20 protein-coding genes are annotated in these 18,525 nt (G+C 41.2%); 19 read left to right on the top strand and 1 reads right to left on the bottom strand.

Features of this window, described 5'->3' with window-relative positions:
* Nucleotides 1-300: 300 nt before the first annotated feature.
* The 19 genes from N3A72_04895 (at nucleotide 301) to atpA (ending at nucleotide 17,030) form a co-directional block, all read left to right on the top strand.
* Nucleotides 301-1,344, top strand: a complete 1,044-nt coding sequence (locus N3A72_04895; protein ID MCX7918940.1) for a DUF1611 domain-containing protein — start codon at nucleotides 301-303, stop codon at nucleotides 1,342-1,344.
* A 480-nt stretch (nucleotides 1,345-1,824) separates the two neighbouring features.
* The gene (gene ndhC / locus N3A72_04890; GenBank protein MCX7918939.1) at nucleotides 1,825-2,181 is read left to right on the top strand and encodes an NADH-quinone oxidoreductase subunit A; all 357 of its coding nucleotides are present in this window, start codon (nucleotides 1,825-1,827) and stop codon (nucleotides 2,179-2,181) included.
* 17 nt (nucleotides 2,182-2,198) lie between these two features.
* Nucleotides 2,199-2,681: an NADH-quinone oxidoreductase subunit NuoB gene (nuoB, locus tag N3A72_04885; GenBank protein ID MCX7918938.1), complete on the top strand. Its 483-nt coding sequence runs from the start codon at nucleotides 2,199-2,201 to the stop codon at nucleotides 2,679-2,681.
* A 191-nt stretch (nucleotides 2,682-2,872) separates the two neighbouring features.
* A complete protein-coding gene (locus tag N3A72_04880) occupies nucleotides 2,873-3,250 on the top strand; it encodes an NADH-quinone oxidoreductase subunit C (protein MCX7918937.1) in 378 nt (125 codons plus the stop codon).
* Between the two features lie 133 nt (nucleotides 3,251-3,383).
* A complete protein-coding gene (locus tag N3A72_04875; GenBank protein MCX7918936.1) occupies nucleotides 3,384-4,538 on the top strand; it encodes an NADH-quinone oxidoreductase subunit D in 1,155 nt (384 codons plus the stop codon).
* A 69-nt stretch (nucleotides 4,539-4,607) separates the two neighbouring features.
* Nucleotides 4,608-5,666: an NADH-quinone oxidoreductase subunit NuoH gene (nuoH, locus tag N3A72_04870; GenBank protein MCX7918935.1), complete on the top strand. Its 1,059-nt coding sequence runs from the start codon at nucleotides 4,608-4,610 to the stop codon at nucleotides 5,664-5,666.
* Nucleotides 5,667-5,774: 108 nt separating this feature from the next.
* Nucleotides 5,775-6,197: an NADH-quinone oxidoreductase subunit I gene (locus tag N3A72_04865; GenBank protein ID MCX7918934.1), complete on the top strand. Its 423-nt coding sequence runs from the start codon at nucleotides 5,775-5,777 to the stop codon at nucleotides 6,195-6,197.
* A gap of 59 nt (nucleotides 6,198-6,256) precedes the next feature.
* Nucleotides 6,257-6,853: an NADH-quinone oxidoreductase subunit J gene (locus N3A72_04860; GenBank protein ID MCX7918933.1), complete on the top strand. Its 597-nt coding sequence runs from the start codon at nucleotides 6,257-6,259 to the stop codon at nucleotides 6,851-6,853.
* Nucleotides 6,854-6,903: 50 nt separating this feature from the next.
* Entirely contained in the window at nucleotides 6,904-7,212 is a 309-nt protein-coding gene (gene nuoK / locus N3A72_04855; protein ID MCX7918932.1) for an NADH-quinone oxidoreductase subunit NuoK, read from the top strand.
* A 77-nt stretch (nucleotides 7,213-7,289) separates the two neighbouring features.
* Nucleotides 7,290-9,215 (top strand): NADH-quinone oxidoreductase subunit L, encoded by a 1,926-nt coding sequence (gene nuoL, locus N3A72_04850; protein ID MCX7918931.1) that lies wholly within the window; start codon nucleotides 7,290-7,292, stop codon nucleotides 9,213-9,215.
* Nucleotides 9,216-9,258: 43 nt separating this feature from the next.
* Nucleotides 9,259-10,764, top strand: coding sequence for an NADH-quinone oxidoreductase subunit M (locus N3A72_04845; protein ID MCX7918930.1), 1,506 nt, complete (start codon nucleotides 9,259-9,261; stop codon nucleotides 10,762-10,764).
* Entirely contained in the window at nucleotides 10,761-12,191 is a 1,431-nt protein-coding gene (locus N3A72_04840; GenBank protein ID MCX7918929.1) for an NADH-quinone oxidoreductase subunit N, read from the top strand. The genes N3A72_04845 and N3A72_04840 overlap by 4 nt, the downstream gene beginning before the upstream one ends.
* Nucleotides 12,192-12,266: 75 nt before the next feature.
* A complete protein-coding gene (locus N3A72_04835; protein MCX7918928.1) occupies nucleotides 12,267-12,512 on the top strand; it encodes an AtpZ/AtpI family protein in 246 nt (81 codons plus the stop codon).
* Entirely contained in the window at nucleotides 12,502-12,891 is a 390-nt protein-coding gene (locus N3A72_04830) for a hypothetical protein (GenBank protein ID MCX7918927.1), read from the top strand. The genes N3A72_04835 and N3A72_04830 overlap by 11 nt, the downstream gene beginning before the upstream one ends.
* A 5-nt stretch (nucleotides 12,892-12,896) precedes the next feature.
* Nucleotides 12,897-13,715, top strand: a complete 819-nt coding sequence (gene atpB, locus N3A72_04825; protein ID MCX7918926.1) for a F0F1 ATP synthase subunit A — start codon at nucleotides 12,897-12,899, stop codon at nucleotides 13,713-13,715.
* 77 nt (nucleotides 13,716-13,792) lie between these two features.
* Nucleotides 13,793-14,023 carry an ATP synthase F0 subunit C gene (gene atpE / locus N3A72_04820; GenBank protein ID MCX7918925.1) on the top strand — a complete coding sequence of 77 codons (231 nt, stop codon included), beginning with the start codon at nucleotides 13,793-13,795 and terminating at the stop codon, nucleotides 14,021-14,023.
* 125 nt (nucleotides 14,024-14,148) lie between these two features.
* A complete protein-coding gene (gene atpF / locus N3A72_04815) occupies nucleotides 14,149-14,655 on the top strand; it encodes a F0F1 ATP synthase subunit B (protein MCX7918924.1) in 507 nt (168 codons plus the stop codon).
* A 75-nt stretch (nucleotides 14,656-14,730) separates the two neighbouring features.
* Nucleotides 14,731-15,291 carry an ATP synthase F1 subunit delta gene (atpH, locus tag N3A72_04810; protein ID MCX7918923.1) on the top strand — a complete coding sequence of 187 codons (561 nt, stop codon included), beginning with the start codon at nucleotides 14,731-14,733 and terminating at the stop codon, nucleotides 15,289-15,291.
* A 224-nt stretch (nucleotides 15,292-15,515) separates the two neighbouring features.
* On the top strand, nucleotides 15,516-17,030 hold the full coding sequence (gene atpA / locus N3A72_04805; protein ID MCX7918922.1) for a F0F1 ATP synthase subunit alpha: 1,515 nt from the start codon (nucleotides 15,516-15,518) through the stop codon (nucleotides 17,028-17,030).
* Between the two features lie 24 nt (nucleotides 17,031-17,054).
* Here the strand turns inward: atpA and N3A72_04800 are convergent, their stop codons facing one another.
* Entirely contained in the window at nucleotides 17,055-18,437 is a 1,383-nt protein-coding gene (locus N3A72_04800) for an MFS transporter (protein MCX7918921.1), read from the bottom strand.
* Between the last annotated feature and the right edge of the window lie 88 nt (nucleotides 18,438-18,525).

The raw sequence follows: 18,525 nt of genomic DNA, 5'->3' as shown, positions 1-18,525 counted from the left end.
ACTGCGCAAGCTTGCTTGCCCTTTGCCTTTAGGAAGCTTGTTTCCTTCATGATCATTTTGAAATAGTTGCGTCCTATTGTCGATTTATGATACAAAATCTATTCATTTTATTGCTCAAAAGTATACCATAATAAAGGTAAATCCGCATATCGAATATCGAAACAAAAGCGAAGTCTTTACCCCAGAGACCGCTACGTTCGCTGAGATTATCTTTCGGTAATAAACCAAAATAATATTTTCTCTGCGGGCTCTGAGGTAAACTTTTGTTTCGGATTCCGATTTTGCTATTGCTATACGTTTATGCAACTTAACATCAAACGTATCGTTATCCTTGCTGAAGGATGTTTAACCATATTGCACGGAAAAACCGCAATTGGAGTTCTACGATATCGCGGGCAGGATGTCGTTGCCGTGATTGATTCGACGCACGCAGGAGAAGATATCCGTCAGCTGGTGCTCACTTCATATCAGGTTCCTATCGTCAAAAATCTGGATGAAGCGATGCAATATGAACCGGATAGTTTATTGATTGGATTTGCACCTATAGGCGGATTTCTACCGGAAACATATCGGCATGTTGTTCTCGATGCAATCAATCGCGGACTCCATATCGTCAGCGGATTACATTACATGCTCGGTGACGACCCAGAATTTGCAGAAGCAGCAAAAAAAGCTGGGGTTAAAATCTACGATGTTCGGAAACCGGAACCGGATAATTATGTTGCGCGCGGGCTAGCGAAAAACCTCAAAGCGAACACCGTTCTATTTATTGGCAGCGATTGCGCTTGCGGGAAAATGACCGCGGCGCTCGAATGCCATTTAGAAGCGAAAAAACGCGGATATAAATCCGAATTTCTCGCTACCGGGCAAACCGGAATTATGATTGCTAATGGCGGGATACCGCTCGACCGGGTTATCGCTGATTTTATGGCTGGTGAAATAGAAAAAATCTTGCTAAAATATCCGTCGGATACCGATTTTATCTTTATTGAAGGACAAGGGTCAATCTTGCATCCTGGATATTCCGGCGTAACCTTAGCGCTCATGCACGGGAGTATGCCGAAAACCATGATTTTATGTCACGAAGCCGGTCGAACTGAAATAGATGAATATCAAGGATTTCCGTTTCCTCCGTTCCCAGAACTCATCCAGATGCATGAACAGCTGCTGAAATATATTCGTCCATCGAAAGTGGTCGGAATCGCTTTGAATACTAAATGGATGTCAGAAGCTGAAGCATTGAAAGAAATCGCTCGACTTGAACAAGAAACCGGACTTCCTACCACTGACCCAGTTCGATTCGGTGCTTCCAAACTCATTGATACTCTCGAAAAATATCTATAATTCCCCTAACTCTATTCAAACCAACGGATTTCATTAGTGTCGGCTATTTTTAACCTACGGTGAGGAAACGGAATTGAACCATTCAACTCCGTTTCCCCACCGTTCTCAGTTCATTTTTGTAATCGAAAACGAACAATAAATATGTAGAAAGATATAGGTATAACGATATTCCTAGATTCTTTTCCGCATAAAATTCGGAAAAACCATGCTATTGTATGAGTCGATAATTCTAGTTGTCTGCAACAAATCCTTCTCCTTGGCTTTTTCCTCACAAGGCAACAATTTCATCTAAGGTTGAATCGAAAAAATTATGGTTTAATGACATCATTGATTGCATTAGAAATAACCTGAAAAATCGAGTCTCTCCAACTGAAATCTACTTGCTGAGATTTAGATGAAATCGGTATATATCCTCTTTGACAGGAATATCATATTACGATATAATATTTAACCTTATCTAACTAAAAATAAGGATAAATTATGCTCACTGACTACGCGCTTCTCGGCGTGTTTTTTATTGTCGGCATTATATTCCCGATAGCCGCATTTATTACCTCTTGGTTGCTTCGCCCAAAAAAAATTGTCGGCGAGAAAACTATCCCATATGAATGCGGCGAGAAAACCATCGGCGGGTCACGGTTCCAGTTTAATGTTCGGTACTATGTGATTGCATTAATTTTCGTTATTTTTGACGTTGAAGCGTTATTCATCATACCTTGGGCGGTAGTATTCAAATCGCTTGGCTGGTTTGCGTATCTTGAAATGATGCTATTTATTGCGATTCTTATCATTGGTTTAGCGTATGCGTGGAAAAAAGGAGCGTTAGAGTGGCTGTAATCAATAAAGTAGCTGATATACTTGATAAAGTTCCCGGGGGAAATGTGGTCATCGTTCCAGCGGATTTCATTCTCAACTGGGGAAAACGGTCATCATTATGGCCGTTAACCTTCGGCTTGGCGTGTTGTGCGATTGAAATGCTTTGTACTGGCGCATCCCGGTATGATATTGACCGATTCGGTGCGGGATTGTATCGCGCAACCCCCCGACAAGCAGATGTGATGATTGTCGCTGGAACTGTAAACGAGAAAATGGCTTCTCGATTAAAACGGCTTTATGAACAAATGCCGGAACCGAAATACGTTATGGCAATGGGAAGCTGTGCAATTTCCGGTGGACCGTTTTACCATGATTCATATTGTGTGGTTAAAGGAGTAGATTTGGTGGTTCCGGTAGATGTATATATTCCCGGCTGTCCGCCTCGACCAGAAACATTGCTCTATGGCTTAATGCAGTTACAGGAAAAAATAAAAAAAGAAACGATTAGATCTAAAAAATAAAAAATTTTCTACCACCAAGACACAAAGTACACCAACAAACATTAGCAATAAAAATAAAAATTTAGTATAACTCCGCTTCGGACGGCTTGGTGCCTTTGTGGTGAAGTAGTCAAATGGAACCACAAGATATTTTAACTCGATTACAAACCGCTTTCCCGCAGACGCCATTGCGTATAGATGCAACTCAGGCGATGATTGTTCCTGCGAATAGTATTTATCCCATCTGTCTCTATCTGAAAGAAACTTCAGATTTAGCGTTTGATAGTCTGATGTGTTTAAGTGGTGTTGACCGCGGGGAAAACCTCGAGGTTGTATACCATCTGTTTTCCATGATTCATTTGCATAAAGTAACTTTGAAAGTGCAAACTCCGCGAACTGACCCGAAAATTCCGACCGTATCAACATTATGGCGAACCGCAGACTGGCATGAACGAGAAGTATATGATTTATTTGGTATCGTTTTTCTCGGGCATCCGGATTTGCGGCGGATTCTTATGCCGGATGATTGGGTAGGATATCCGCTCCGGAAGGATTATAATCGAGAAGGAATGGTAAAATTAACTAAATAATATAATGTCAAATGCCTGATATTAAATGTAAAATCAGTACCTAAGGTTAAAGTTCTAATATCAATCTTTTTAGCATTAAATCATTTGGCATACATTTGAAATTTAACATTTAAAAGTACCTTATTTGATGAGAATGACTAAATCAGAAAAAAACCGTATAACTGAACCGTGTCCAGACGTTTTGGTGTCAGATATCGAAACCGAAGAGTTTGAAGTGAATATGGGACCGCAGCATCCGAGTACACATGGGGTTCTGCGGTTACTCCTTAAACTCGATGGCGAAGTGATTAAACAGGTTACTCCTTATATCGGTTATCTGCATCGAAATCATGAAAAAATTGCAGAAAACCGAACCTATACGATGTATGTTCCATATTCTGACCGGCTAGATTATCTGGCGTCAATGAATATGAATATGGGATATTGTATGGCAGTAGAAAAATTGGCGGGAATTCAGGTTCCGGAACGTGCGGAATATATCCGCGTGATTATGTGCGAATTAAACCGTATTGCGAGTCATTTAGTTTGGCTTGGAACCTATGCACTCGATCTTGGCGCTTGGACCCCGTTACTCTATTGCTTCCGGGAGCGGGAAAAAATTATCGATTTGTTTGAGATGACTTGCGGCGCTCGATTAACGTATAACTATTTTCGCATCGGCGGCGTCCGCTTTGATTTACCGCAAGGATTTATTGAACACGCGCAAAAGTGTATCGCTTATTGTCGTTCGCGAATTAAAGAATATGAGGATTTATTAAGCGATAATGTTATTTTCGTTAATCGAACAAAAGGAATTGGCATTTTACCAAAAGATATGGCAATAAATTATGGAGTTACCGGTCCGAATCTTCGCGCCTCCGGTGTTAAATGGGATTTGCGGAAAAACGAACCGTATTCAATTTATCCCAGGTTTAACTTTAATATTCCCACCGGAGAAACCGGCGATTGTTACGACCGATATAAAGTACGGATTGACGAGATGCGGGAAAGTTTGAAAATCGTCGAACAAGCGCTAGAAAACATTCCGGATGGTGAAATTATGGCGAAGGTACCGCGAGTTATCCGCCCGCCAGTAGGCGAATTGTATTTCCGAACCGAAGCGCCGCGCGGTGAAATTGGCTTCTATATTATCAGCGATGGAACACCAAAACCGTATCGGCTTAAAATCCGGTCAGCGTGTTTTAGCAATCTGAGTGTTCTACCGGAAATTGCGAAAGGATGGAAAGTAGCGGATATTGTTGCTATTGGCGGTAGTTTAGATATGGTCATGGGCGAATTGGACAGATAAGTAAGTCGATGGAAAAGGGTAAAAATTTCTTTTTTAGCACCTGATACTTGGTATTTGGTATTTGCAATTATGGTAGATTTACAGCGATTAGCAATAACAATATTAAACCTCGTACGTGATATATGCACAGAGAACGGGCTTCCGCCAGTTTTGACGGAATGGATAGTATTCGGAACGGATGTAGCGTTTATGTTCTTAGTTGCTGGAGTTATTGCGGCATTTATTGCTATCCATGGATTTTTCGTTATCTGGATGGAACGAAAGGTTAGTGCGCATATTCAATCGCGACTCGGTCCGATGCGCGTAGGATACCATGGAATACTCCAGAGCATTGCAGATACGATTAAATTGCTGCTAAAAGAAAATATTATGCCGGAAAAAGTTGATAAACTGCCGTATCTAGCGGCGCCGGTCGTGGTTATGTTCCCAGCATTTATGGCTTTTCTGGTTATCCCATTTGATAAAGGATTGATTCCGAAAGATTTGAATTTAGGTTTGTTATATATTTTAGCTATCGGAAGTATCGCGGTTATCGGAATTTTTATGGCTGGGTGGAGCTCGTATAATAAATATTCTCTCATCGGCGGGATGCGAACTGTTGCCCAGATTGTGAGTTATGAGGTCCCGTTGCTGTTATCCGTTATAAGTGTCGTAATGATGGTTGGGTCGTTGAGCATGGTATCAATTGTTGAAGCGCAGAAATCCGCATGGTTTATTTTCATCCAGCCACTTGCGTTTATTATTTATTTCATTGCAGCCACCGCTGAAACCAACCGAACCCCGTTCGATATTCCGGAAGCGGAATCAGAACTCGTTGCTGGATTTCATACCGAATATAGCGGAATGAAGTTCGCTATCTTTTTCGTTGCCGAATATACCAATATTTTCACCGTTTCCGCCATAGCTACCACGTTATTTTTCGGAGGATGGCAAGGACCATTTTTCCCATCAATCATCTGGTTCTTGCTGAAAACATATTTTCTGGTATTTGTGTTGATGTGGTTCAGATGGACATTTCCACGTGTCCGAGTTGACCAAATGATGACATTCGGTTGGAAAGTCCTAACCCCGTTAGCGTTTATGAATATCGCCATCACCGGATTATTAATGTTAATATTTAATAAATAATAAAAAATAAATCAGATTTACCGGTTTACCGACGGTGAATCTGATGTTAACACATGAGTTTTCAATTGTAAGCAAAGTCCGAAATTCGGACTTTGCTCTATAGTCGCTATGCTGAATTATTTTATAAAGATAGTATCCGGTCTCTGGTCGCTGCTGGTCGGAATGAAAGTCACGATAAAATATTTATTCAAACCGGCGATAACCTTGCAGTACCCGGATGAAAAATGGAATATGCCAGAACGATTCCGGGGACAATTGAAACTCCATGTAGATAAATGTATCGGATGTTTAGCCTGTGCTCGCGCTTGTCCGGATAATGATTTGGAAATTGTAACCCATCGAGAAGAGAAAAAAAATGTGCTGGATAAGTTTATCTGGTATGCTGACCGTTGCGCGTATTGCGGATTATGCGTTGATCCGTGCCCAACTAATGCGATCGTTTTCTCTCAAGATTATGAATGGGCAACATATACTCGACAAGAACTATATGTTGATTTGTTAAAAAAAGGAAAAGAAAACAAACAGGATTAAGTCGTAGTAGTATGCTGATTTTTTATTTCGGACTTCGGTCTTAGCACTGGATTTATATTATGGATTTTCTAACGCAACTTAATTTAACCCCGTCGGAAATAATCCCGGCAATGATTTTTTATTCGCTCGCAATATTGATTATTATCGGAGCGATTCTCGTCGTCACCTTGCGGAATCTATTCCATTCGATTATCACGTTAGCGGCAGTGTTATTCTTCATTGCAGGGGTTTATCTCCTCTTAAACGCTGAGTTTCTAGCGTTAACCCAAATCCTGATTTATGTCGGAGCGATTGTAACGCTAATAATTTTTGTGGTGATGTTAACCGCGCGGGTCGGCAGCCCGTTAATCCGGCAGACAAATGAACAGAAATTAGTTTCATTCATTGTTTGTTTAGCGTTAGCGGTAGTTCTAATCATCATTCTGGTTTTAACCCCGTGGAAATCGCTTTATGGTGAAACCAATCTCGCGAATATAACCAAACTCGGTGAAGCATTGTTAACCCTTTATGTTTTCCCATTTGAAATAATTTCAATTATTTTATTAATCGCATTAATCGGTGCGATTATTCTCGCAAGAAAAGAGATAGACTCTTTGGGAGTAAAGTCCAATGACAAAATCCAAATGGCAAACAAATCGGTTAATCACCGAACATAATCGAAACGGATTAAATGATTTGGATTTTGAAATTTGGAATTAAACGATATATGGTTCCATTATCGCATTATCTTATTCTCGGAGCAATTTTATTCTGTATCGGGATTTATGGCGCATTAACTCGACGGAATGCGGTCGGGATTCTGATGTCAATTGAATTGATTATTAACGCGGCCAACATCAACCTGGTAGCTTTCTCACGATTTATGAATCCGGCGGAAGGAACTGGTCAGATTTTTGCTATTTTTACGATTGGACTAGCGGCAGCGGCGGCAGCTGTCGGATTAGCGATTGTTATTTCAATTTATCGAAATGCGAAAACGGTTTATGTTGATAAAACGAACCTGATGAAATGGTGATGATACTAACTAAAGAACCGAAAAACTAAGGAACTAAAGAACCCTATCGGTTCTCCCGTTCTTTCATTTGTTATTATATGATAAATTATTCTTATTTAATTCCAATATTCCCGTTAGTCGCGTTTATTATCATTATTCTTTTCGGGAAACGAATCCCGAAATTAAGCGCATACATCTCGATTTTTGCTATCTTCTGCTCGTTGATAACTTCACTCGGTGCATTCTTAGATACATTTCACGGTAGAAGTATCAATACTAATCTCCTCCCATGGTTAACCTTTGGCAGTTATCAGCTCAAGTTTGGGTTTATGGTCGACCCGTTAACTGCAATGATGCTAATGGTAGTTACGACTATCGGTATGCTAATCCAAATCTATTCTATCGGATATATGCATGGTGATAAGCGATATTCTCGGTTTTTCGCTTATATGTCATTATTCACATTTTCTATGCTTGGGTTAGTGCTCGCGAATAATTTTGCAGAACTATTTATTTTCTGGGAATTAGTCGGGTTATGTTCGTATCTTTTAATCAGCTTCTGGTTTGAACGGATTTCAGCAGCGAACGCTGGCAAAAAAGCGTTTATTACCACTCGCATCGGTGATACGGGTCTGCTCATTGGTATTTTCATCCTATTTTATACTACCGGAACACTACATTTTGTAGATTTAACCGAATCAGTTGTCAACCAAGGTGGATATTTATTAACGATCGCTGCAATTCTAATTTTCTGTGGTGCAATCGGGAAATCAGCGCAGTTTCCGCTTCATGTCTGGCTTCCAGATGCTATGGAAGGACCAACGCCGGTCAGCGCGTTAATCCATGCAGCAACCATGGTTGCTGCGGGAGTGTATCTCGTTGCACGCAGTTATATTGTATTTCATTACCACCACGAAGCAATACTCATCGTCGCTTATATCGGAACCATCACCGCATTTATGGCAGCTACAATAGCGCTGGTTCAAAACGATATAAAACGTATTCTCGCCTATTCGACAATCAGCCAGCTCGGATTTATGCTCGTCGGTCTTGGCGTCGGCGGATATACTGCCGGAACGTTCCACTTGTTCACGCATGCGTTTTTTAAAGCGTTATTATTTCTCGGTGCAGGGAGTGTTATTCACGGAACCGGAACCCAGGATATTCGCGAAATGGGCGGTTTATATTCGAAAATGAAAATAACGGCAATAACATTTTTGGTCGCTTGTGTCGCAATCGCCGGTATCCCACCGTTCAGCGGGTTCTGGAGTAAAGATGAGATTTTGCTGGCAGCGTATCGTTCGGGACATATTGCAATTTACCTTATTGCTACCTTAACCGCATTTATCACCGCGTTCTATATGTTCCGTCTCTTCTTTATGACCTTTACCGGAACGTTGAGAAATAAAGAAATCCATGCGCATGAATCTCCAAAAGTTATGACTATCCCGCTTATTCTATTAGCATTCGCTGCAGCCGTGGTTGGTCTTCCCGGCTCACCTTTATTTGGTAACTGGTTCCAGCATTATATCTATTTCGGGAATGAACATAGTGAACCGAGTTTAGTTATTATGGTTATTTCTGTTCTGGTTGGAGCTGCTGGAATTGTCGTAGCGTATTTAGCGTATGGGAAAAAACCGGCTACGTTATCTATGTCAGCAATTGCCGGTCGATTACCATTTATTTATCGCGTTTTGATTAATAAGTATTACTTCGACGAACTCTATGAATACATGATCATTCGACCGTTCTTTAAACTAACAAAACTCGCATTTGCGTTCGACCAGCTGATTATTGACGGAACGGTTAATGGGGTAGCGTGGGCAACAGTGTTATTAAGCAAACTGAAAAATTTAATTGATATTTATATCGTTGATGGCTTGGTTAATTTCACCGGGTGGATTACCCAAACCAGCAGCAGCATTTTCCGAAAAGCGCAAACCGGTATCATTCAGAACTATACGCTATTCCTAATTTTAGGGTTAGCTATAATGATTTTGATTAAATTAATTCTTATATTTTAAACCGCGAACTTCGCGAATGTAACGAACTAATAAAGGATTGAATATGCCGATACTAACCTTAATAACATTTGTACCGATACTCGGTGCAGTAATAATTCTATTTACGGATAAACAAAAGGAAACGCGCATCAAACTAATTGGTATTGTAACAACGTTCATCTGCCTCTTGCTAAGCTTGGTTATCATCTATCAATTCGATGCGCAGAATCCGGGATTCCAGATGCAGGAACGATTCTCTTGGATCCCAGCGTTAAATATTGATTATTATATGGGCGTTGATGGAATTAGTGTTCCGATGGTATTTTTAACCGCTTTGCTTTCATTTTTAGCAGCGATTGCATCTTGGAATATCAGCCCTCGAATTAAAGAATATTGGGTGCTATATCTTCTGCTCGAAACCGGTATGCTCGGAACTTTTGTTTCTCTGGATTTATTTTTGTTCTATATCTTTTGGGAAGTTATGTTAGTGCCGATGTATTTCTTGATAGGTGTCTGGGGTGGTCCACGTAAAGAGTATGCGGCAATTAAATTCTTTTTATATACCCTTGCCGGAAGCGTGTTTATGCTAGTAGGTTTTTTAGCGCTATATTTTGCTTCTACCCCACATACGTTCAGTATCCCTGAACTAGCAGCGCAATCGCAATCACTTACCACCGGATTAAACGCCGGAATTTCCTTCTTCCGATTCGGAGGGGCACAGTTAGTATTCTTAGCGTTATTCCTCGGATTCGCAATTAAAGTGCCGGTGTTTCCGTTCCATACCTGGTTACCTGACGCCCACGTTGAAGCGCCAACCCCAATTTCAGTCATCCTAGCCGGAATTCTCTTAAAAATGGGTACCTATGGATTCTATCGAATCAGCCATCCGATATTACCGCAAGCAGCACATGAGTTCGCGGTTATGTTCGCAGTACTTGGAGTTATCGGAATTATTTATGGCGCATTCGTCGCGATGGCTCAGCAGGATTTCAAGAAACTGGTTGCGTATAGTAGCGTTAGTCATATGGGATTTATTCTGCTGGGACTCTCAGCATTCACTATTGCCGGTTGGAACGGCGGATATTTCCAGATGTTCAGCCACGGTCTGTTAACCGGCGGAATGTTCTTGCTCGTTGGCGTTCTCTACGACCGGGCGCATACCCGCGATTTGAATGCATTCGGTGGGCTGGGTGCTAAAATTCCAGTTTACGCAGGTGTGTTAACCGTTATTTCACTCGGGTCGTTAGGGTTGCCAGGTATGTCAGGATTCGTCAGTGAATTTATGGTTTTACTCGGAACCTATAAAGTTTTCCCGATATATACCATTATTGCGGTTATCGGAATCGTTCTAACCGCAGGATATATACTCTATATGCTCCAACGCATTCTACTCGGTCCGTTTAATGAAAAATGGAATGCGCTAACGGAGATTAACAAACGGGAATTATCAACATTAATTCCGCTGATTATTTTAACGATTCTTATTGGGGTGTATCCTGCTCTATTACTGAATCTGATTAATCCGACCATAACTACATTGATTGCGAAAGTTGGAGGCGTATTACCGTGAGTGTAACCCAGAGTATACCTTATTTTATTCCGGAACTTATCCTGCTCGGATTCGGATTTCTCATTATTCTCCTCGATTTAGGATTACATAATAAACGGTTTATCCCGCTTTGCAGTTTAGCCGGGATAATTATCAGTTTGTGGGTATTGGTATTTATCCCTACGACTGGGGATACCTTATTCTCCGGAATGCTCGCTGGTGATGGGTTTGCGATTTTCTTCAAACTGATCTCCTTACTGATTATCGCCGTGGTTATTCTAATGTCTATCGAGTATAAACAGCAGCCGCAAAAGTATATCGGCGAATATTATGCATTACTATTATTTATCGCCGTTGGAATGATTCTCATGGCATCGTCATTAAACCTGATTATGATTTATATGGCAATCGAATTCGTTAGTCTAACTTCATATGTTCTCGTTGGATTCCTAAAGAAAGATATTAAATCGAGCGAAGCAGCATTAAAATATTTTCTATTTGGTGCATTATGTTCCGGGATTATGCTTTATGGAATGTCACTTTTATATGGATTAACTGGAACGCTGGATATTAACCAAATTGCCGTATCTCTTGGCACCGGTAGTGATTATAGACCAGCGATTTTCTTATCGTTATTTCTCATTCTCGCTGGATTCGGATTTAAAATTGCTATGGTTCCGTTTCAGATGTGGGTACCGGATGTTTACGAAGGTGCACCGACCCCGATAACCGCATTGCTTTCCGTTGGTTCTAAAGGACTCGGATTTGCGGTGCTCCTTCGGGTGTTCATAACCGCATTCGGTTCGATCAAGTCAGATTGGAGTTGGTTAATCGGTTTGTTAGCAGTATTAACGATGACTCTTGGGAATATTGTTGCGATAACGCAAGAGAACATCAAACGGCTTCTCGCATATTCAAGTATCGCGCAGGCAGGATATATCCTCGTTGGACTAGCAGTAGCAACTACGTTAGGGCAGCAGAGTGTTTTAATCTATCTATTCGTTTATTTCCTAATGAACCTCGGGGCATTCACCATCGTTATTTTCATTTCTAATGCGTTAGATAGCGATTTATTAGCCGCATATCAAGGGTTAGGACAACGAGCCCCGTTTCTCGCTGCAGCGTTAGCGCTTTTTTTACTTTCACTGACCGGGATTCCGCCGTTAGCAGGATTCATCGGGAAATTTTATGTTTTTTCTGCAGCAATACAAGCAAACCTCTTCTGGCTAGCCGTCGCGGTCGCAATCAACAGTGTCGTAGCTGCATTTTATTATTTCCGAATAATTCGACTAATGTATCTTGAAGAACCTGAAGAACGAACTCTAATCCCGCGCCCAGTTTTTCTGCAGACGGCATTAGTCATAACGTTGCTGGGAACAATTTGTATTGGTTTTTATCCCCTACCGTTAATTCATTTTATTCAAAACTGTATGCTTGTGAAATTCTAGTCTCGTGAGAACCTGTTTGGGAACAAGGTGCAGATTCGATAAGTACGTGGTACAATAAATTATGAGGGTTCGATTGTGTCGGCACCGAATCAGGATAATAAATATCTGCTATTACGTCGGGTGGGATTGCTTACCGCAATTCCCCTTTTGCTCGGAACCGGACCAATTGTTGGGTTCTATATCGGGGATTGGTTGGACAAAAGATTTAATACTGCGCCCTGGCTAATGCTCAGTTGTTTACTGCTCGGGTTTATTGCCGGAATAAAAGAAACGATTACCCTGATAAAAATGGCAATGAAAGAGCCGAAAAATGGAAATTAATTTTCTTAAACGATGCTTGTTAACCACCGCTTGGGTAACGATAATAGTTGCGCTTTTCACCGCATACTATTATAATTTTCTATTTGGGCTGGGATTAATGATCGGCTCCGCTTGGAATATTGGGAATTTCTGGTTAATCATGCGATTGGGGTCTGCCCTATTAATTAAGGAAAGTAACGACCGCAAACGAATCGGTTACTTATTAGCGCTGAAGTTTCCGGCGTGGTATGGCATCGGTTATTTAATATTACGGTACGCGCAACTACCAATATATGGGCTATTAGTCGGATTTTCAATATTATTCATTGTTACTTTATTAAAAGCTCTCGGGCTACAAATAACCAAGTCGAATGGAAAAACGGAAGAACTTAACAACTGACAACCATGCTTGCCGTTGATACCATACCGTATTTTGCAATTACTACTGAATCTGCGCACGCTCCTACTGAAAGTAGTGCGCCGGAACTCCAGAATATTATTACCCTTCTCTACCAGCAGTGGAAGGATATACCGTTTATCGGGATTCTCCATCATTGGGAAAATATCGTTTTTTCGATTCTTATAGCTTTCTGTTTAATTATCGTTGCGTATCTAGCTACCCGAAAACAAGAGCTTATTCCGAACAAACTGCAGAATTTTGTTGAATTGATTGTGAGCGGATTAAATGATTTTATCCTCGGTATTTTAGGAGAACGCGGGAAACAATATGTACCATTTTTAGGTACGCTATTCCTATACATCGTGTGTATGAACCTTGCTGGATTGATCCCGCTGATGAAATCGTCTACGTCCAGCATTAACACCACAGCCGCGTTAGCGATAGTGGTTTTCTTCTATGTCCAATATATCGGAATCAAAGAACGCGGACTCATTCGATATCTAGACCATTTGGCTGGAGAACCGAGAAATATCGTTACGATCTTATTGGTTCCGTTGATGTTACCGCTGCATATTATCACGGAGTTAATTAAACCGGTTAGTTTATCGTTACGTCTATTCGGTAATATTATGGGGGAAGATGTATTAATTGCGGTTTTTTTAGGATTAGGAATCTTCATACTCGGATTTCTCAAAATTCCGGTTGGGATTCCGCTCCATTTCCCGTTTCTCTTATTAGCTATGTTAACCAGTCTGGTGCAAGCAGTGGTTTTTAGTTTATTAAGCACAGTCTATATCCTCATGATGCTTCCGCACCATGAATAGGTGTTCGTTGTTAGACAAACAACCAAAACCTTATTTTGGTACTTGGTATTTGATACTAAGTACTCGGAGGTGATTTTATGGACTACCATGCCGCATTAGCATTAGCATTACCGTTAGGAGTAGCTATTGCTGCGCTCGGCTCTGGTATCGGTTTAGGGAAAGCGGTTAGCGCAGCTATGGAAGCGACCGGTCGTCAGCCGGAAGCAGCAACGAAAATTATGATAAATATGGTTATCGGCTGCGCATTTATTGAAGCGTTAACTATTTACGCGCTTGTTACCATGTTTGTTCTCAATGGAAAAATCTAATTGCAATTGAAAATTCTTAACCGCAAAGACGCAAAGAAAAATCGCTAGGAACGCGATGATACATTGTTATTGTTTAGCGAGCTTTGCTAACCCTTATGAACTTCACGGGTTAACCATTATTGTTTATGCAGCTTGATTGGTCGCAAATTGTAACCCAAATCATTGGATTTTTACTGCTGGTATGGCTATTAAAAAAGTTCGCTTGGAAACCGATACTTCAATTACTTGAAACTCGGCGGAATAAAATTATTGCTGAATTCGAAAGAATTGACCGGACGAAACAGGAAGTCGAGCGACTGAAACAGGAATATGAACAGCAGTTGAAAACTATTGATGTTCAGGCGCGACAGAAGATTCTTGAAGCGGTGCAAGAAGGACAGAAAATCGCACTCGAAATCCAAGAGCAAGCCCGCGATGACGCTCGGCAACTCATTGAAAAAGCGAAACAGAATATTGACCTCGAAATTGCAAAAGCGAAAGTAGAATTGCGGAATGAGATTGTTAATATGACATTACAAGCGACGGAAAAAATGATTCTTGAAAAACTCGATGACCAGAAACATCGGGAACTGATTACGCAATACATTGGTTCTCTTGAAAACATAAAAGGAACGACTAAAACACAAAACTAACTATAAAGAAACCATAAATCTATGATGATTGTTAAAACACCCGGGTTTTTGGTTTCCTAATCATTGTCCGTCTTTATGCGAGAAAAGATTATCGCTGAAATTTATGCAAAAGCGCTCCTCGCCGCGGCAAAACATCGGAAAGAAATGGATTCGTTAGCGGATGAAATCGAGTCGCTGTTCCCGGTTATAACCGCAAAAATCGGACTAGGTAGATTCCTTCAATCGCCGCGAATCAGTCTGGAGAAAAAATATGCGGTAGTTGAACAGGTGCTTAAAGGAAAGGTTTCCGAACTATTACTTTCATTACTATGGCTTCTCTTAAAAAAGAAACGGATAGAATACGGGGTAGATATTCTTAAGGAATATTTACGGCTCGTAGATGCAGAGCAAGGAGTTATCACCGCAAAGATTATTACTGCGAAACCGCTTGACAATGAGAAACATAAAGACCTTATCCGTTCAATTACCAGCCAGATTGAACGGATTACGGAAAAGAAAGTCAGACTAGAGCGGGTGGTTGATTCGCGAATCATCGCCGGTGCCATCGTTTCCTTCGAAGATACGTTGATTGATGGAAGTATCCGAAACAAATTGAATAAGCTACGGGATACTTTACTCGCTACACCTGTTCATTGATTAGAAAGGACTAAATAACATATCAAGTATCAAGGGAAAAAGAACCAAGCACAGTCGTCAATCGGTCGCGGATAAATAGTGATTATTGAGCTCGGTTTCGATAACGAAAGAAAACGAATTCCGTAACCGCCATCTAAAAGACGACTCGTTGTTGCAACTTCCGTGTTGACCGAATAACATTTTTCCCTTTGGCCTTTGTCTTGGTACTTAGGACTAAAAAAACTATGCCATTACGACCGGAAGAAATAACCGCCATTCTACAAAAAGAACTAGAGCAATACGAATCCGAATTAAAAATGGAAGATGTTGGAACCGTGTTACAGGTTGGGGATAGTATCGCACGGGTTTATGGACTGGAAAAGGTTATGGCAGGCGAATTAGTTGAATTTCCTGGCGAAATTATGGGTATGGTTTTGAATCTAGAAGAAGATAATGTCGGGGTAGTTCTATTCGGTTCTGACCGTGAGATTAAAGAAGGCGATTTAGTTAAACGTACCGGTCGGATCGCTTCGGTTCCGGTCGGAGAAGCGTTACTCGGTCGCGTAGTGAATGCGTTAGGTCAGCCGATTGATGGGAAAGGAGCAATTGCTGCAACAAAATATCGGCCGGTAGAAAGTACTGCACCGAACGTTGTCCAGCGTCAGCCGGTGAAAGAACCGGTACAAACGGGGCTGAAAGCTATCGATTCGATGATTCCTATCGGCCGCGGGCAGAGAGAACTGATTATCGGCGACCGACAAACTGGAAAAACTGCCATTGCAATCGATACGATTATCAATCAGAAGAACAGTGATATCTATTGTATCTATGTGGCTATCGGCCAGAAAGCATCGAGTGTTGCGGCAGTGGTTGAAACCTTAACTAAATACGGGGCAATGGAACATACGATTATCGTTTCCGCAGATGCGGATGAACCAGCATCGTTACAATATATTGCACCATATGCCGGCTGTGCTATGGGTGAAGAATTCTTATATAACGGTAAACATGCGTTGGTGATTTATGACGATTTATCGAAACACGCGCAAGCGTATCGCCAGCTATCTTTATTACTTCGTCGTCCGCCAGGACGGGAAGCGTTCCCCGGTGATGTTTTCTATCTCCATTCGCGGTTATTAGAACGTGCAGCGAAACTGAATGATAACTTGAACGGCGGGTCGTTAACCGCACTCCCGATAATCGAAACGCAAGCAGGCGATATCTCCGCTTATATCCCAACCAATGTTATCTCGATCACCGATGGTCAGATATATTTAGAAACCGATTTATTTTATGCTGGAGTTCGACCAGCGATTAATGTTGGGCTATCCGTTTCCCGAGTTGGTGGTGCCGCGCAGGTTAAAGCGATGAAACAGGTTGCTGGTCGTTTGCGCATAGAACTCGCGCAATATCGGGAACTTGCTGCGTTCGCGCAGTTCGGCTCAGATCTCGATAAAGCGACTATAGCCCAGTTAATCCGTGGAGAACGAATGGTAGAAATTCTTAAGCAAGACCAATATGAACCGATGCCGGTATCCAAACAGGTGATTATAATTTATACCGCTACGAAAGGATACCTCGATGATTTACCGCTGGAATCATTAAAACGATTCGAAAAAGAATTGTTTACGTTTATTGAAAAAGAATATCCAGATATCGAGCATCAAATTGAAAAAACAAAGGAATTATCTGATTCGATAACGAAAAAGCTAGATGAAGCAATTCAACGATTCAAATCCGAGTATAAAAACAAAACTTAATCGCAGAACTGGTAGGTAGTTTTTCTAGCAGCGAGAATGTTCATTGCTTTTTCGGATTCCGCGCATCATATCCCGCAACGAGACCGACTCCGGTTCATGCACCCAGAATAACATCGGCGCCGCGATAATCCGCAATACCCCCGCAATTAAAAATATCAGTTTTAACGAATCGATTTCGTACCCTCCGAATGTAAACATATCGTTCTGTTTCGCGAACAGGGTCATCCACCCAGCAATAATCGGGGCAAGAAACGAACTGAGGTTCATACAGGTAGTATAGGTCGCCATATATGCGGTATTATCACTTTTCGGTGAAATTTTATACAGCAGATTTGATGCGCTGAATACCATCGCGATATCAAGACAGAAAAAGAGTCGGGTGATGGTTAAGGTAATCCAGTAGTTGTTCGGCGTAACGAATAACCAGGCGAAACAATAGAATCCTTTCACAATATAGGTTAAGATAAGCACCGGTTTATTCCCGTATCGGTCACATAATTTACCGAAATATGGCGAACACGCTAACGCTAACCCTGCTCCGATAAGCCCGAATGTCTGGATAATGGTATATTGCAAATTCAGCTTCTTAATCATGAACACATTGAAATACGGTGAAGCGAACATCAAGGCGAAAATCCAGAACATCCGGGTTAAAATATACCGACGGAAATTCTTATCTTTCAATGGAATAAACATTTTTTTCCATGGTGTATCTTGCTGCGGCGAAGATACCATTTGCGGTTCTGGTATACCTTTTAAGAGATAGACTGAAATCAGACCACAGATTAATCCAATCAAAAAGATAAATGAAAATCCAAATATCGGCGGTTTCCCTGCATTTTTAAGTTTCCAAGCGTCATACAGAAGACCGCCAGCTAACGCTGTTACCCGCCCGACAATGCCGATATAAAAATTTCGTTTAGCAAAATATCTCCCGAGCCGTTCTCGAGGCACAAGGTCGCTCATCCAAGATAACCAACTAACAACCCCGATGGCATTGAGTCCATTAAACACGCATAATACGCTGATAATGATCCATATCGTATAGGTTGGTGAGGTTGATGGCACGAACATGAACGGCAGCAGAATCATAATCAACCAAACTATTCGGCTGATACCAAATGAGAAAACCGTCAACTCTTTCCGTTTTCCACCGAACTGACGTAGTATCGGGGGAGTAAATAGTTGCAGTAAACTGATGAATGGCGGAATCGCCGCAATAAGGCCTAAATAGAAATTGTTAGCGCCAAACTCTAACGCAAATCCGGTTATGAACACGCCGCCAATCAGATAATCCATAACCGTATAGAACGATCCTTCGACGATTGACCGGTTCAACGCCCACTCTAGTTTCTGGTCAACCGTTTTATTTTGAACTGCGCTAGATTGAGAATTAGTTTCAGTCATAAATGAGAAAAAAAGTAAAAAGGTTAAATATTTTATCATAAAGAGAATATTTTTTATATAAAAAGATTTTTTATATATAATAAATTAT

The sequence above is a fragment of the bacterium genome (genome assembly GCA_026416715.1).
In the GTDB taxonomy this organism is placed as follows: Bacteria; UBP4; UBA4092; order JAOAEQ01; family JAOAEQ01; genus JAOAEQ01.
Note: the sequence above shows the minus strand (reverse complement) of the source record. Positions and strands in the feature narration are given on the sequence as shown.

Bases quoted from the DNA above. Each gene is read 5' to 3' on its own strand.
- N3A72_04895 (MCX7918940.1), top strand. From the start codon at position 301: ATGCAACTTAACATCAAACGTATCGTTATCCTTGCTGAAGGATGTTTA.
- ndhC (MCX7918939.1), top strand. From the start codon at position 1,825: ATGCTCACTGACTACGCGCTTCTCGGCGTGTTTTTTATTGTCGGCATT.
- N3A72_04880 (MCX7918937.1), top strand. From the start codon at position 2,873: ATGATTGTTCCTGCGAATAGTATTTATCCCATCTGTCTCTATCTGAAA.
- N3A72_04875 (MCX7918936.1), top strand. From the start codon at position 3,384: ATGACTAAATCAGAAAAAAACCGTATAACTGAACCGTGTCCAGACGTT.
- nuoH (MCX7918935.1), top strand. From the start codon at position 4,608: ATGGTAGATTTACAGCGATTAGCAATAACAATATTAAACCTCGTACGT.
- N3A72_04865 (MCX7918934.1), top strand. From the start codon at position 5,775: ATGCTGAATTATTTTATAAAGATAGTATCCGGTCTCTGGTCGCTGCTG.
- N3A72_04860 (MCX7918933.1), top strand. From the start codon at position 6,257: ATGGATTTTCTAACGCAACTTAATTTAACCCCGTCGGAAATAATCCCG.
- nuoK (MCX7918932.1), top strand. From the start codon at position 6,904: ATGGTTCCATTATCGCATTATCTTATTCTCGGAGCAATTTTATTCTGT.
- nuoL (MCX7918931.1), top strand. From the start codon at position 7,290: ATGATAAATTATTCTTATTTAATTCCAATATTCCCGTTAGTCGCGTTT.
- N3A72_04845 (MCX7918930.1), top strand. From the start codon at position 9,259: ATGCCGATACTAACCTTAATAACATTTGTACCGATACTCGGTGCAGTA.
- N3A72_04830 (MCX7918927.1), top strand. From the start codon at position 12,502: ATGGAAATTAATTTTCTTAAACGATGCTTGTTAACCACCGCTTGGGTA.
- atpB (MCX7918926.1), top strand. From the start codon at position 12,897: ATGCTTGCCGTTGATACCATACCGTATTTTGCAATTACTACTGAATCT.
- atpE (MCX7918925.1), top strand. From the start codon at position 13,793: ATGGACTACCATGCCGCATTAGCATTAGCATTACCGTTAGGAGTAGCT.
- atpF (MCX7918924.1), top strand. From the start codon at position 14,149: ATGCAGCTTGATTGGTCGCAAATTGTAACCCAAATCATTGGATTTTTA.
- atpH (MCX7918923.1), top strand. From the start codon at position 14,731: ATGCGAGAAAAGATTATCGCTGAAATTTATGCAAAAGCGCTCCTCGCC.
- atpA (MCX7918922.1), top strand. From the start codon at position 15,516: ATGCCATTACGACCGGAAGAAATAACCGCCATTCTACAAAAAGAACTA.
- N3A72_04800 (MCX7918921.1), bottom strand. From the start codon at position 18,437: ATGACTGAAACTAATTCTCAATCTAGCGCAGTTCAAAATAAAACGGTT.